This window comes from Streptosporangium sp. DT93, from assembly GCF_049844535.1.
Lineage (GTDB): Bacteria > Actinomycetota > Actinomycetes > Streptosporangiales > Streptosporangiaceae > Streptosporangium.
Genome location: NZ_JBNCLF010000007.1, coordinates 75629 through 89384, shown reverse-complemented (window position 1 = coordinate 89384; position 13756 = coordinate 75629). Strand labels below are relative to the sequence as shown.

The 13756-nt window shown below is 70.9% G+C and carries 18 protein-coding genes; 11 read left to right on the top strand and 7 right to left on the bottom strand.

Annotation, left to right across the window (positions count from 1 at the left end):
* Position 1: 1 nt before the first annotated feature.
* From ACLQ2R_RS17040 to ACLQ2R_RS17025, 4 genes are read right to left on the bottom strand one after another with little or no spacing between them, the layout of a single operon-like run.
* A complete protein-coding gene (locus ACLQ2R_RS17040) occupies positions 2-211 on the bottom strand; it encodes a hypothetical protein (RefSeq protein WP_425960626.1) in 210 nt (69 codons plus the stop codon).
* Entirely contained in the window at positions 211-342 is a 132-nt protein-coding gene (locus tag ACLQ2R_RS17035; protein ID WP_425960624.1) for a hypothetical protein, read from the bottom strand. Before ACLQ2R_RS17035 ends, ACLQ2R_RS17040 begins: the two co-directional genes overlap by 1 nt.
* Positions 339-563 carry a hypothetical protein gene (locus ACLQ2R_RS17030; protein ID WP_425960622.1) on the bottom strand — a complete coding sequence of 75 codons (225 nt, stop codon included), beginning with the start codon at positions 561-563 and terminating at the stop codon, positions 339-341. Before ACLQ2R_RS17030 ends, ACLQ2R_RS17035 begins: the two co-directional genes overlap by 4 nt.
* 31 nt (positions 564-594) lie before the next feature.
* Positions 595-834 carry a helix-turn-helix domain-containing protein gene (locus ACLQ2R_RS17025; protein WP_425960620.1) on the bottom strand — a complete coding sequence of 80 codons (240 nt, stop codon included), beginning with the start codon at positions 832-834 and terminating at the stop codon, positions 595-597.
* 186 nt (positions 835-1020) lie between these two features.
* Here ACLQ2R_RS17025 and ACLQ2R_RS17020 point away from each other — a divergent pair, with 186 nt between their 5' ends.
* The 5 genes from ACLQ2R_RS17020 (at position 1021) to ACLQ2R_RS17000 (ending at position 4905) form a co-directional block, all read left to right on the top strand.
* Complete coding sequence (locus ACLQ2R_RS17020) at positions 1021-1734, top strand: GntR family transcriptional regulator (protein ID WP_425960618.1); 714 nt, start codon at positions 1021-1023, stop codon at positions 1732-1734.
* Between the two features lie 1196 nt (positions 1735-2930).
* Positions 2931-3203 (top strand): hypothetical protein, encoded by a 273-nt coding sequence (locus ACLQ2R_RS17015; protein ID WP_425960616.1) that lies wholly within the window; start codon positions 2931-2933, stop codon positions 3201-3203.
* 48 nt (positions 3204-3251) lie between these two features.
* A complete protein-coding gene (locus ACLQ2R_RS17010; RefSeq protein ID WP_425960614.1) occupies positions 3252-4007 on the top strand; it encodes a protein phosphatase 2C domain-containing protein in 756 nt (251 codons plus the stop codon).
* Positions 4008-4369: 362 nt separating this feature from the next.
* Entirely contained in the window at positions 4370-4657 is a 288-nt protein-coding gene (locus ACLQ2R_RS17005) for a DUF6247 family protein (protein ID WP_425960612.1), read from the top strand.
* A complete protein-coding gene (locus tag ACLQ2R_RS17000) occupies positions 4654-4905 on the top strand; it encodes a hypothetical protein (protein ID WP_425960610.1) in 252 nt (83 codons plus the stop codon). The genes ACLQ2R_RS17005 and ACLQ2R_RS17000 overlap by 4 nt, the downstream gene beginning before the upstream one ends.
* A 147-nt stretch (positions 4906-5052) precedes the next feature.
* Here ACLQ2R_RS17000 and ACLQ2R_RS16995 read toward each other — a convergent pair whose 3' ends face one another.
* A complete protein-coding gene (locus tag ACLQ2R_RS16995; protein ID WP_425960608.1) occupies positions 5053-5259 on the bottom strand; it encodes a hypothetical protein in 207 nt (68 codons plus the stop codon).
* 99 nt (positions 5260-5358) lie between these two features.
* On the opposite strand from ACLQ2R_RS16995, the gene ACLQ2R_RS16990 reads away from it, so the two are divergent.
* The 3 genes from ACLQ2R_RS16990 (at position 5359) to ACLQ2R_RS16980 (ending at position 7228) form a co-directional block, all read left to right on the top strand.
* Positions 5359-5601: a GntR family transcriptional regulator gene (locus ACLQ2R_RS16990; RefSeq protein WP_425961153.1), complete on the top strand. Its 243-nt coding sequence runs from the start codon at positions 5359-5361 to the stop codon at positions 5599-5601.
* 240 nt (positions 5602-5841) lie between these two features.
* Positions 5842-6291: a GntR family transcriptional regulator gene (locus ACLQ2R_RS16985; protein WP_425960606.1), complete on the top strand. Its 450-nt coding sequence runs from the start codon at positions 5842-5844 to the stop codon at positions 6289-6291.
* A 181-nt stretch (positions 6292-6472) separates the two neighbouring features.
* Positions 6473-7228: a DNA-processing protein DprA gene (locus tag ACLQ2R_RS16980; RefSeq protein WP_425960604.1), complete on the top strand. Its 756-nt coding sequence runs from the start codon at positions 6473-6475 to the stop codon at positions 7226-7228.
* 336 nt (positions 7229-7564) lie between these two features.
* Here ACLQ2R_RS16980 and ACLQ2R_RS16975 read toward each other — a convergent pair whose 3' ends face one another.
* Complete coding sequence (locus ACLQ2R_RS16975) at positions 7565-7987, bottom strand: murein hydrolase activator EnvC family protein (protein ID WP_425960602.1); 423 nt, start codon at positions 7985-7987, stop codon at positions 7565-7567.
* A gap of 452 nt (positions 7988-8439) precedes the next feature.
* Here ACLQ2R_RS16975 and ACLQ2R_RS16970 point away from each other — a divergent pair, with 452 nt between their 5' ends.
* The gene (locus tag ACLQ2R_RS16970) at positions 8440-9945 is read left to right on the top strand and encodes a CoA transferase (RefSeq protein WP_425960600.1); all 1506 of its coding nucleotides are present in this window, start codon (positions 8440-8442) and stop codon (positions 9943-9945) included.
* 137 nt (positions 9946-10082) lie between these two features.
* Here the strand turns inward: ACLQ2R_RS16970 and ACLQ2R_RS16965 are convergent, their stop codons facing one another.
* Positions 10083-11309: an MFS transporter gene (locus ACLQ2R_RS16965; protein WP_425960598.1), complete on the bottom strand. Its 1227-nt coding sequence runs from the start codon at positions 11307-11309 to the stop codon at positions 10083-10085.
* 221 nt (positions 11310-11530) lie between these two features.
* Between ACLQ2R_RS16965 and ACLQ2R_RS16960 the strand changes: the two genes are divergently transcribed.
* The gene (locus tag ACLQ2R_RS16960) at positions 11531-12139 is read left to right on the top strand and encodes an ArsR/SmtB family transcription factor (RefSeq protein WP_425960596.1); all 609 of its coding nucleotides are present in this window, start codon (positions 11531-11533) and stop codon (positions 12137-12139) included.
* 610 nt (positions 12140-12749) lie between these two features.
* Positions 12750-13754 carry a 30S ribosomal protein S2 gene (gene rpsB / locus ACLQ2R_RS16955; protein ID WP_425960594.1) on the top strand — a complete coding sequence of 335 codons (1005 nt, stop codon included), beginning with the start codon at positions 12750-12752 and terminating at the stop codon, positions 13752-13754.
* Positions 13755-13756: the final 2 nt, after the last annotated feature.

Below are 13756 nucleotides of genomic sequence, written 5' to 3'. Positions count from 1 at the left end.
GTCAGACCACCGCCGGGAAGGGCAGCGTGTTGGGCTCGGCGCTGAAGAACAGGATGTTGGCGCCCTGCATCTGCGGGGCCTGCTTGAGCGCCCAGTTCAGCAAGCCCTCCCGGGTCGAGCCCGGGTTGGCCTTGACGGTGCGGATGAGCGTGGCGTGCTGCGCGCCGCTGCTGGTCACCAGGGACAGGGTCAGGATGATGTGGAACTCCATCACTTGCCGCCCTTCGCGCAGCTGGTGCAGCCGGGGGTGGTGCAGCTGCCGGTGGAGATGGCGGGCCGCTGGGCGGGGATCATGGCGGCGGTGAGCGTGGCGAGCGTGTCGGCGATCTGTGCGGCGTTCACGCGGCCACCGCCGTGCTGTTGCGGCGGGCGAGGATCTCGGCGGCGGCGTGGGCGAGCTCGGCGAGCTCGGTCTGGGTGAGGATGTTGCGGCTGGCGGTCATCCAGTCGTCGACGTCGGCGCCGGTGAAGGCGATGAGGTCGCTGGCGGTCTGGGCGCAGGACGCGTAGCCGGCCTGGAAGGCGACCACGATCGGGTCAACGCCCGGGGTAAGCTTCAACACGGTTCTCTCCTGTTGTGGCAGGTGTGGGGGCCTAGGGCTCGTCCGGCGCTGCAATCGCCAGGGCGGGCCCGTTTTCGTTGATGGGGTCGATGAGCAGAGCCTCAACGTCGACCCGGCGGAAGCGCAGGCCACGGCCGCCCGGCGTGCGGCGAGCGGCGAGCTTGCCCTCACGAACCCAGACGCGGACGGTCTCGGGATCGACATCGAACAGGGCCGCCACCTCGGGGACCTTCATGAGCGGCTTCGGGCGGGTGACCAGGTCGACGCGCACGAAACACCTCCAAATCGGACATAGTGCGGGCGGGGACTAGGTGAAGCCGGGAGCGGCTTGCCTGTCCTTGACAATACTGCCTCACGCGTGAAGCCACAAGGTTATTCGGGCAGAGAGCAGGACAGAGTCCTTACTGCCTCGCGTGTAAGGTGGGCCAAAGACCTGTGATCAGATTGAGGGCCCGACATGAGACCCGACGACCGGCACCCTTCCCACCAGGTGGCCGCCGACCTGCGAAAGCAGATCATGGCTGGCCGCTTAAAGCCCGAAGAGCAGTTGCCATCCACCGCCCAGCTGGCGACTGCCTACGACGTAGTTCCTACGACCATCCAGAACGCCGTAAGAATCCTCAAAGAGGAGGGATTCCTGGTGGGTAAGGCCGGCAAGGGTGTCTATGTTCGCGACAGACACCCGTTCGTTGTGGACGCATCTGCCTACTACGACCCCGCGAGTCGTGGAGTCAGTTACCGCATGCTGAACGTCGTTCCTGACCTCGCGGCCCCGGCGGACGTTGCCGAAGCGCTTGGCGAGGACCGCGCCGCCCTGCGCTACCGAATGACGCTGCGCGGCGACGAGCCGCTGGAGCTGTCGTGGTCGTACTACCCGCTGAGCCTCGCGGCCGGCACCCCGCTGACCGGCCGGGGGAAGATCCGGGGCGGGGCGCCGGCGGTGCTCGCCGGGTTGGGCCATCCGCAGCAGGAGTTTGTCGATGAGGTGTCATCCCGGTCAGCTTCACGGGAGGAAGCGGAACTGCTGGAGCTCCCCTCGGGCTTGAGCGTGCTGGAGCAGTTTCGCGTCATCTACAGCGATGCGGGACGACCGGTGGAGGTGTCGATCCTGGTGAAGGCTGGCCATCTCTACAAGCTGAGGTATCGGCAGACGATCCCAGCCGAGGGCTAACGTCCGCCCATGCTCCACACGGAAAAAGCTTGATCAACTACATAAGGCGGGCCTGCCCGGTGTGCAACCACCGAACAGGCCCTTGATCACCACCTGGTATCAGCAGGAGGAGACCCGATGGTCACGATATCGCGGGCGCGTAGGCACGCCCGCACACCATCAGGCGGCGACGTCTGATGGCGAACGCATCACCGCTCGCTGACAGCACCGCGAGCAGGAAGCCGCCGACGCCAGCCCAGCTCTACGCCGACGCCGTGTGGGAGTCGAAGTTCCTGGCTCCCAACGAGCGTCTCGTCTGCTTGTGCTACGCCGACCACGCCCGTGACGCCGGGCGCCCCGTAGACCGAGCCTGGGTCACCACGACGCGCCTCATGGAGCGCACCGGCATGTCCAAGGGGGCGGCCATCCAGGCGCGAAACGGGGCCATCGGCAAGGGCTGGCTGACCGACATCGGAGCTCGGCCGGGGCACAAGCAGATCCGGGTGTACGAGCTCCAGGCGCCGGATGAGTCTGCGGCGTTGTCTTCTTCGACTGCGGGGCGCGGCCGGGATGGCAAGGGTCGGTTCGCCACGAAACCGGTCCACGAGATGGACCGGTCTGGCGGTGCCCCTGAATCGGCTTGTGACGAGGGTGCGGCGACAACAGCGCAGGTAGATGCAGGTGACGAGCAAACCGGTCCACCAGAGGTACCGGTCCATGGCGTGGACACAAACCGGTCCACGACATGGATAGAAACCGGTCCACGAGATGGACCCGACTCTCTTACTGAACTCCTCTCTGACTCTCCTCCCCGCCCGGGCACCTCCGCGGGGAAGGTGAGGGAGGAGAGAGAAGATCGATCAGAAGAAGACCAAGAAGAACCCGCAGAGCAGCGTCCGGCCGAGGCGCCGAACGTCCCTGGCGTCCCGCACGGCCTCGCTCGAGATGTCATGGCCGCGACCGGGGCGACGGCCGCGGAGTTCACTCGCATCATCGAGGACGCGCGCCGCGCTGGCGTCCGGGCTCCCGGCCCGTGGCTACGCAGCCAAGCCGGGGCCGACGACTTCCGCCAGCGCCTGGATGACCTCCGCGCTGGCGGCTCCGGCGGGCTGCAGGCCACTCCGACTCCGCCGCCCGTCGCCGTCGTCCTGGCTGCGGTCCGCGGCCGCGAACTGCCTCCTTCGGCGGACCTGGCCCAGGCCCCTGATGAGCCGTCGGTGACGGTTGAGGAGCGTGAGGCCGCCATCGCCGCCGTCCGGGAAGCGCTGGGCGGCGCCCACGTCCGCAGAGGCGAGAAGGGGCCCGCCCGTGTCCTGCGACCACGGCAGATCGCCGAAGAGCCGTCACCCGCAGCCCAGGCCGCCCGCGCCTACCTCAACAGCCGGGGCGACTACTTCGAGTGGATGGCCGCTGCCCGCGACAAGCTCGGCGAGAAAGCCGTCCGGGACGAGGTGGTCGTCCTCGCCGCCGAGCTGGCCCGTACTGGATAACTTGAGACGCCAAACCCAACCTCCCCACATCCCTGACGAGGACATCCGGTGCGTATCAGCTATGAGACGGCGGCGGCGCCCGGCCGACCGCGCAACGAGGACTACGTCGTCGCGGGCCCCACGTGGGTGGCCGTGCTCGACGGGGCGACCGCCCCGGCCGGGGTGGACTCTGGGTGCAAGCACGATGTGCCCTGGCTGGTGGAGCAGCTCGGCGCCGCGTTGGCCCGCCAGCTCGCGACCCGGTCGGGCGAGAGCCTGCCCGATCTCGTCGCCGCCGCGATCCGGGCCACGATGGCGGCCCACGTCGACACCTGCGATCTGACCAACCCGGACTCCCCGTCGTCCACGGTGGCCGTCCTGCGGCAGTGCGGCGACCTGGTGGATTACCTGGTGCTGTGCGACTCCCCAATCGCGCTCCGGCGCGCGGACGGCACGCTCACCGTGGTCGACGACGACCGGACCGACCACCTGCCCGGCGGCCGGCCGTACAGCCTCGACTTGGTCCGACGGTGCCGGAACCGGGCGGGCGGGTTCTGGGTCGCCGCGGCCGCGCCTGAAGCTGCGTACGAGGCGCTGAGCGGGTCGGTCGAAGCTTCCACCGTGAGCGGCGCCCTGCTCCTCACGGATGGCGTTACGCGGCTGATGGAGTGGTACGGCCACGCCTGGGAGCAGCTGGTGGACACGGCCGCTACGGACGGTCCTGGGGAACTGATTCGCTGGGTGCGACGGGAGGAGCAGGGCGGGGCTGGGCCGTCCTTCGCGAAGCGGCATGACGACGCGACGGCGGCGTGGATCTCCTGGTGAACGGGTCACTCGGTTGAGGTGGCTGGCAGGGGAGGGGCGGGCTCCGCGGGGGCGTCTTGGGTGCGGACGGCGGCCGCCGCTCCTGCCAGGGCTGCGATGGCGAGGGCGACGAGTGCGATTTTGCCGCCCCGCATGTGAGAGCGAACATTGGTGGTTCCCCCGCTGGGGGTCCTTCGCTTGTAGCTGGTGACCTTGTGTCTTTTCCGTTTGGCCATCACCTGAGGCTAGATTTCACCGGCAGTGACGGCTTGTGGCGTGAGAGTGCCGATGGAGTCGCGCGCCAGGGGTTGTTCCCGCCCGCCCTGGCGACTGGTCGAGGCGCCCGGCCCGTGTTAGCCCGGCCTCGGAGGTACCGTGCTGTCATGAGCGCTCAGCCCGTCGAGGACGACCCGTGCGACCCGCAGACCATCCTGCAGGGCCTGCCGGAGCGGGAGCGGCCCGAGTTCCTCCGCCAGTACCGGGCCGCCCTCGAGGCGGCCCGCGACGACATGGGCCGCTACCGGGATCTGGGGCGGCTGCTGCACCGGTGGAGCCTGGTCGTGGTCGCTGCGAACCGGCCCGGCTACTACGAGGCCATCCAGGAGGCGAAGACGGGCCCCGCGGTGCCGCTGGGGGAGGCGCTGCGCGCCGAGCTGGCCCGCCGCCGGTGACGTTCCGCCCCGACCTGTCAGAGCGGGCGCTCGGCCAGCTCGGAGGCTTTCCCACTGAGGCGCTCGGCGCCCTGGCCGCGGCGATGGCTGATGTGTGCGAGAACCCCTACGATCCGCTGACCACGATGGGCACCGGCGACCGGCAGGTGCGGCGCGCGGACTTCGGCGGCGGCCGCGGCTTCGTGACGTTCCTGGTCTTGGACTCGGTTGAGGTGGTTCGGGTGGTGGACATCCTCTGGGTGGGGTGACGTCCGCTCATGAGGAGGGCCCCCACCCGCGCCGGTGTGGGGGCCCTTCGTGCTCGGCGGCCCTCCCGCCCCCCTCCAGGGGTGTGCGGGCCACCATCTCCGCCGAACCCCGGGTGACGCCGGGCATGCGCGTTCGGCGGAAGCCTTTTACAGGTTGCGGGGGCGGCCGGCGAGCGTCTCCTTGTAGACCAGCAGCAGGAAGTGTGTGCGCACCACGGCCGGGTTGATGTCCATCTCGGCGGCGAGCTCGAGCGCGGCCGGCGACAGGGTGAAGTCTTGGGCGCGGCCCCGGCTGAGTGCTTGGCGGGCGGCGATGACCATCTCGTCGTACGCGGAGTGAGGGATCGGCTCCATGGGGTCATCGTAGGCGAGCGTCACCATGGTTCACCATAGTGATTCATAGATCACCCTGGGTATCCGCAGGTCATCAGTGATGCCTACCGTTCTACCGTGATGATCGAATGGCGGCCCAACGCCCCCAAGTGGGAGCAGGTGGCCGACATCCTCAAGGGCAGGATCGCCGACGGCACCTACCCGGTCGACACGCCCCTGCCGTCCGAGCACCTGATCGTGCAGGAGTTCGACGTGGCGCGCGGCACCGCCCGCAAGGTCCTCACCCGGCTGCGCGAGCAGGGCGTCGCCTACTCCGTCCGCGGCCTCGGAACGTTCGTCTCCCCGCCGCCGGCCGACGAGTAGCGTGAACCGTGAGAGCCCCGACCTGGTTGGCCCGGGCCGGGGCTCTCGTATGTCTGGCCGGGGGGCGGTGCCGGCGGCAGGGGCGCCGAAGGGGAATGTCCCGTTTCCTGATAGAGAAGAGGGACGTTCGCACGTAATGCCTGGTGTGGGCGGAAAATCGCTTATACAACAGCTTGCTCACATATGAAGTTGTGGCCCTAGGGCCACAACTTGAAGGGCTGCACCCTGCCCCTAGCCTTCATGATCGTGATCGACCACTCCCCGCCCGACTCCGTCTACGAGCGGCTCGCCGCCCTCCTCAGAGACGCGATCGAGCGCGGCGAGTATGGTCCGGGTGAGAAGCTCCCCACCGAGGGGCGTCTCGCCCAGATCCACGACGTCGGCCGCGACACCGTCAGAGACGCGCTCAGCGTCCTGCGGGCCGAGGGTCGGGTCGTCACGACGAGAGGCTCAGGGACGCGGGTGCGCGCAAACCGGGAGATGGCAGTCGTCGAGCTGCCGGCGGGCGGCCAGGTCACCGGCCGCATGCCCACGCCCGCCGAGCGGACCCGCTGGAACCTTCCACCGGGGGTGCCCGTGTTCGTGCTGGAGCATCCGGACGGGGAGCCTGAGGTGATTCCCGCGGACCGGGCCCGGCTCGCGGTGCCGCCGATCGTCGGCCAAGACGCCGATGAGGCCTCGAAGGGCTGAGGGTAGGCGTCTCATAAAGCAGGGCCACCCCGGCACTATGCCTGCCGGGGTGGCCCGCTCGTCCCGTGAGGGCCGCACCGTTGCCGGTGTCCCGCCTCGGGTGGGCTGGCAACGGTGCGGCTGCCCAGTCCTCGCCACGTGCATCTCACGGGATCTTGAATCGTAGCTGCTCGCCCGAGTTATGTCATCAGCAAAGAGGGGTTTTGCTCCAGACCTGAACACTCCGCCCGTCATACCCCATTCAGGTACACCACCATCCGGTGGCGCGCACGGCATCGACGGCGCGGCTCACCGAGGCGCCCTCGCCTGTGAGGCGCCGACCGTCGCCGTGCTCGCCTGTGGTGCCGACGTCGCCTATCCCAGCGCGCACCAGCAGCTCTTCGCCGCCGTTCGCGCGCAGGGGGTGCTGATCAGCGAGTCTCCCCTGGGAGCCCATCCGACCCGGCCGAGGTTCCTGGTCAGGAACCGTCTCATCGCGGCCCTGTCCCGGGGCACCGTGATCGTCGAGGCGGCCGTGCGCAGCGGGGCCCTCAACACCGCCGGGCACGCGGTCGCGCTCAACCGTCACCTGGCCGCCGTCCCCGGCCCGGTGACCTCGGAGGCGTCGATCGGGTGCCACCGGCTGATTCGTCAGGGCAGGGCTACCTGCGTCACCTCTCCCGAGGAGGTGATCGAGCTCGTGGGCGCGATGGGAGCGGACCTGGCCCCCGAGCCACGCGGGCCGGTGCTTCCCCGCGACAGGCTCGATCCGGAGAGCCGCCGGGTCGTGGAGGTCATGCCCACCCGGATCGGTGTGGGGCCGGCGACGATCGCGGTCGCCGCCGGGGTCGACCTGGACACCGCGCTCTCCTGTCTCGGCGGCCTGGCCGCCGCGGGCTACGTCGAACGCGTCTCCCGAGGCTGGCGCCTCCGCCCCGACCGGCCCGCCGGCGGATAACCCACCTTCGAGCGCCCGGGCCCTCTTCAGAGGCGACCCTTCTTTCCGGAGACCGGAGACCGGAGACCGGAGACCGGAGACCGGAGACCGGAGACCGGAGACCGGAGACCGGAGAACTGCGACCCTTTTTCGAGAGCTGGGATCTCTCTTAAAAGAGTGCCCTTCTCTGAGGGCCTGGATTTCTCTTGAGAGGACAGCCATCCCCAAGAGCCTGGACCTCTGTTGTGGGGCGACCTTCCCTGAGAGCCCGGTTCTCTCTTGGGGACGTTCCTCCCTGAGAGTCCGGGGCCTTCGCCGTTCCGTGGTGGCTCCGGTGTCTCTGTGGCGGCTCCGGTGTCAGGGCAGCGGCGTGCCGCCGGAGGCGCCTGACGGGACGGCAGGAGGGACGGGCCGCAGGGGTAGAAGGCGGACCTGGCCGTGGCCGAGAAGCAGCAGGGGGTCGAGGTAGGCCCGGTCACGAAGCAGCCCCCAGTGCAGGCAGGCGGCGGCACAGTGGCCCGGGACGTCCTGGAGGACACCGATCGTCTCTCCCGCGCCGACCACCTGCCCGCGCCGGACCGTGGGCCGGACCGGCAGATAGGTCGTTCGCAGCCCGGAGCTGTGGAGCACGGTCACCACTCCCCGTCCGGCGAGCTGCCCCGCGTAACCGATCGTTCCCGGCCCCGCGGCGCGTACCTCGGCGCCGGGGGAGGCGGTGAGATCGACGCCCCGGTGACCCGCCAGCCACGGTCGCGGCGGTGGTGCGAATCCGCGCGGCACCCGTGGCCGCCCGGCGAGCGGCCATCTCCAGGGTGAGGTGGGGGCGGACCACCGATCCGGGCGCGTCGTTCCCGCCCGGCTGGTCCCCGCCGGGCTTGTCCTTGCCGGGTTCGTCTCTGCCGCATTCGCTCCTGCCGAATCGGGTGTGCGGGCGGATGTGCCGGTGCGCCGGTCGTGGGCGGTGATGGTCCGTGCGCGGGCCGCTCGTTCGACGGCACCGATCGGAGCGGTCGTGCGGTGCTCGGCGACGTGGGTGGCCGTGTGCTGGCCGGTCCGTACGGACGGTGGGTGTACGCCGGCCGATGCCGATGCCGATGCCAGGACCAGCGGGCACAGCAGGATCGGTAACCCCATGGTGTGGACGGATCTCATGGGTGTGAGCATGGGCATTCCGTGGAGCGAGGATGGCGCCGAACGCGATTCTGTGGACAGGCTGTCGCAAGGAGGAGCGCATGATCGATGATCATGTTCGTGAGCTGGCCGCCGAACTGGGGATCACGGTGCCGCCGCTCCGGGTGAGCGGGAGCGATCCGGTGCTGCCCTCGGTCTTCCGGGTGGGGACGGCCGCCGCCGTCGCGGTCGGAGCCGCCACCGCGGCGGTCGCGGCGTTCCGGGGCGACGGGAGCGAGGCCGCGGTCGACGTGCGGGAGGCGGCGGTGGCCTTCCGGGACGAGCGCCATCTCAGGATCGACGGGACGGCCGTGAATCTGTGGGCACCCCTGTCGGGGGACTACCGGACCGCGGACGGCTGGGTCCGGCTGCACTGCAATTTCGATCATCATCGCGACGCCGCCCTCGCGGCACTGGCCCTACCGGCCGGCGCGGCCCCCGACGCCGTCGCTCATGCCTGCGCCGTTCGGGATGCCGTCGAGATCGAGGAGGCGGTGACGAGGGCGGGAGGATGCGCCGCGGCCATGCGCGACCGTGCCGGATGGCTGGAGCATCCGCAGTTCCGGGCGGTGGCCGCCTCACCCCTCGTGCGGTTGACCCGCGTCGACGGATCCGATCACCTCGTCGGCTCCGGCTCCGGCTCGAGCTCCGGAGGTGTCGGGGTGAGGGAGACGGCCGGCGCGAGAGGCGGGCCCCCTGTGGGGAGCGGGGGCCGCGTCAGGGACGGGATCGAGGGCCGGGTGAAGGGCGGGGGCGAGGCGGAGGTCGGGAGCGGGGTCGGTGCGAAGGGCGGGGCCGGGGGTGGGCGGGCGCTGGAGGGGATCCGGGTGCTCGACCTGACGAGGGTGCTCTCCGGGCCCTACGCGACACGGGTGCTCGCCTCGCACGGGGCCCGGGTGCTCAGGGTCGGGGCCGAGCACCTTCCCGAGGTGCCCGGAGCGGTGATCGGCTCCGCTTTCGGCAAGCGATCCTGTCACCTGGACCTCAGGACGGAGGAGGGAAGGGCCGGGTTGCGTGCCCTGGTGGCCGGGGCGGACGTGTTCGTGCAGTCGTACCGGCCGGGGGCGCTGGAGGCGCTCGGGTTCGGTCCTGGGGAACTGGCGGCGATCAGGCCGGGCATCGTGTGCGTGGACGTCTCGGCGTACGGGAGGCAGGGTCCGTGGGCGGGCGGGCGCGGGTTCGACAGCCTGGTGCAGATGGCCTGCGGTATCGCCCACGAGGGCGGTGACGGCTCGCGGCCGCGTCCGCTGCCCGCCCAGGTTCTCGACCACGCCACGGGCCACCTGGCGGCCTTCGGTGCGGTGGCCGCGCTGCTCCGCCGGTCCGCCGAGGGCGGCTCCTGGCGGGTGGAACTCTCCCTTGCCCGGACCGCGCACTGGCTGGACGGCCTGGGCCGCGTCGACGGCGCGGACACACCGGAGCCGGACGTCACCGATCTGCTGGAGGAGACCGAGAGCGTCTTCGGCCGCCTCACCCATCTCCGGCCCCCGGGGACGGTCGGCGGGAGGTCGCCCTACTGGTCGAGCCCGCCACCCCGACAGGGAGAACATCCGCCCGCCTGGTGGTGATCTCCCCGGGTCCACGAGTCCGCCGAGTTCGAGGGGACCGGCTCGCGCAGGGGTGAACGGATGTGATCCACCGCTTCCCTCGGGCCTGCCCCGACGCGGCAAAGGGACGGCTCCCATCCGCCGGGGACGCGGGGAGGTCAGGGCGTGCGCGCGGCCGAGAAGTGGCGGAGCGGGGAGAGCAGGATCCAGCCGGTCGCCGTCAGTACCCCGGCGGCGGAGATCCAGAAGACCGTGCGCATCCCCAGCAGTTCACCGGCGAGACCACCGCCGAGACCGCCCAGGGTGAGGACACCCTGGATCATGAACGACTGCGTGGCGTTGACCCGGCCGCGCAGCTCGGCCGGGGCCTCGCGCAGGGTGATGGTGCCCAGGCAGACGGAGAAGGCCACGACGGCCACGCCGGAGATCACCGCGCTGGCGGCCAGGAACAGGAAGCTGCGCCAGGGCGGGCCCGAGACCAGGGCGGTGATCACGAAGTCGAGCGGGAAGAGCAGCGCGGCACCGGCCACGACGGCGTTCTCGCCGAACCGCCTGGTCATGCGCGGTACGACGGCCGCACCCAGCAGGCCGCCGACGCCGAAGCAGGCGGTGACCGCGCCGACCAGCCCCGCCGGCAGGTGGACCACGCTGAGGGCGTAGATCACGAACAGTGCCATGAACGCGCCGCCGAAGAAGTTGATCGTGACCCCGGCGCCGCTGAGCGCGCGGAGCACCGGGTTGCGGGCCACCGCGCTCAGGCCCTCGCGGATCTCGGTCCACATGCCGCGCGGGGGAGCCGGGACGTGGTTCTCCGGTGCCGCGATCGACCGGATCAGGAACGCCGAGGCCAGGAACGAGAGTGCGTCGACCAGGATCGCGAACGGCGCGGTGATCAGTTGGACGAGCAGGCCGGCCAGGCCGGGGCCACCGACGGTGGCCACCGCGAAGGCCGACTGGAAGCCCGCGAGGGCCTCGGGCCGCTGGCTCTCGGGCACGACGGTGGTCAGGTGCGGGAAGTTGACCGCCCTGAAGATCGCCGAACAGGTGCCGACGACGAACGCCACCGCGACCAGCCAGGGGACGGTCAGCAGACCCACGACCCAGGCCGCCGGAACGGTGGCCATGACGAGCGCGGAGACCACGTCACAGGCGACCATGACCGGGCGGTGCCGCCTCAGCCGGTCGGCGAGGGCTCCGGCCTGGAGGCCGAACAGCAGGTGGGGCAGCGAGGTCGCGGCGGTGAGCACGCCCATCTGGGCCGGGGACGCACCCAGCAGGGCGGCGGCGGTCAGCGGCACCGCCAGCCGGGATACCTCGGTGCCGGTCTCGGTGACGGCGCGGGCGGCGAACAGCAACCGGTAGTCGCGCCGCCTCCTGAGGGGCACCGGCCGATCGGCGGGTGCGGGGGTCGCAGAGGACGTGGAAGGCACGCAGGACGTGGAAGGCGCAGAGGGGGCGGGGGGCACGGACAGGGCTGGCGGTGCGGGGTCCTCCGGGCTCCTGGAAACCCGGCGAGAGGTCTGAAGGATACGCTTCACATCTATGAAGGTAATCCTTCACAGATGTGAAGGCAATCCTTCACATCTGGAATGGGTACGGTCTGCACATGACCGAGGTGCCGAAGCGCAAGTCCCTCACCGATCCCACGGCGATGCGCGCGCTGGCGCACCCCGCGCGGCTCGCGATCCTGAACCGGCTCCAGGCCGAGGGGCCCTGCACCGCGACCGAGATGGCCGAGGTGGTCGGGGTCACGCCCAGCGCGGCCAGCTACCACCTGCGGATGCTCGCCAAGTACGGCTTCGTCGAGGACGCGCCCGCCCGCGGTGACGGCAGGGAGCGCGTGTGGCGATCCAGCCCGATGGGCCTGAGCGTCAGCCCGGAGCCGGACGACGGGCCGGACGTGCGCGCCGCCAAGGAGTTCCTGATCAAGGCTTTTCGGGACCAGGCGGAGGATGAGGCCACCCGGGGGCTGGAGGCGCTGGAGCGGGACTCCAGGGAGTGGCGGGAGGCGGCGTTGTTCAACCGGTCCGTCCTGCTGGTCGACGCCGAGGAGCTGAAGCGGCTGAACGAGCGGATCGACGAGCTGCTCGCCCCCTACAGGACCACGGTCAGGGACCGTGCGGACGCCCCGGCCGGTGCCAGGGTCGCCGAGGCCCAGGTCAGCCTCTTCCCCCGCGCCCGGAGGCGCCCGCACGGCATCCCCAGGGACGCCTGAGCCCGTCCGCGCGACATGTCCGAGGCGCCCGAGGAGACCGGCGGGGTCCTCCAGGAGATGCCTCGGCCCATCCGGGAGGCGTCCCGGAAGGGATCGGTCACCTCAGGGTGATGCCCGGAGGCGTCCGGGTCCGCCGCGCGGCGTCCCCGGACGGAGCGGGCCCCCTCACGGACGGTGTCCAGGTGCACCCGGGTTCGGCGTGTCCGGCCGGATCGGGTCGAAGCCGGACACTCCTCGTCGATGCCCGGAGACGTCCGGGGCCGCCGGTCGGAGCGGGCGTCCTCGCGGGTGATGTCCCAGGGGGTGTCCTGGTCCGACGTGCCGCGTTCCATGAAGGTCCGGTCTCGCGTGGGCGGCGTCCCCGGCGTCCCCGGTGTCCCCGGGGGCCAGGAGGCCGCGGGTCAGGGGGCTGTCCGGTTGCGGGTACACTTTTTGATGGCCTGTGAGTCACGGGCCGACTTCGCATGCCCCGTCGAGAACCGCGGTCCCTTCGGTCCGGGTGAGAGCCCGGCCGGGTCCGGTGCGGGGCATCAGGGCGACGGCCGCTGGCCGTCGCGTCCAACCGAGAACCGCGCCCAGCGATGGGCGCCCCGACCTGGAGGACAATCACATGTCCACCCCCGTCGTCACCATGCGACAGCTGCTCGAGAGCGGCGTGCACTTCGGCCACCAGACGCGGCGCTGGAACCCGAAGATGAAGCGCTTCATCTTCACCGAGCGCAACGGCATCTACATCATCGACCTTCAGAAGTCGCTGGCCTTCATCGACCGGGCCTACGACTTCGTCAAGGAGACCGTCGCGCACGGCGGCACGATCATGTTCATCGGCACGAAGAAGCAGGCCCAGGAGGCCATCGCCGAGCAGGCCGCCCGTGTCGGGATGCCGTACGTCAACCAGCGCTGGCTGGGTGGCATGCTCACCAACTTCTCCACCGTGCACAAGAGGCTCCAGCGCCTGAAGGAGCTGGAGGAGCTCGACTTCGACAACGTGGCCGCCTCGGGGCTCACGAAGAAGGAGCTCCTCATGCGCCGCCGCGAGAAGGAGAAGCTCGAGCGCACCCTGGGCGGCATCCGGGACATGTCCCGGATCCCCAGCGCGGTGTGGATCGTCGACACCAAGAAGGAGCACATCGGGATCAGCGAGGCTCGCAAGCTTCACATCCCGGTCGTGGCCATCCTCGACACCAACTGCGACCCCGACGAGGTCGACTACCCGATCCCGGGTAACGACGACGCCATCCGCGCCGTCGGCCTGCTCACCCGCGTCGTCGCCGACGCCGTCGCCGCCGGTCTGATGGCCCGCGCCGGGGCGAACCGCGGCGGGGACGACAAGCCGGCCGTCGCCGGTGGCGCCGAGCCGCTGGCCGAGTGGGAGCAGGAGCTGCTGACCCGCAGCGACGAGAGCGCCCCCGCCGAGACGGCCCCGGCCGCCGAGGCCGAGACCGCCGAGAGCACCGAGTCCGCCGAGGCCCCCGCGGCCGCTGAGGCCCCCGCGGAGACCGACGAGGCCCCCGCCGAGACTGCCGAGGCCACCCCGGCCGCCGAGGGCGACACCGACGGCACCGAGTCCGCCGAGGCCGCCGAGGGCACCGAGAAGACCGAGAAGCAGGCCTAGTT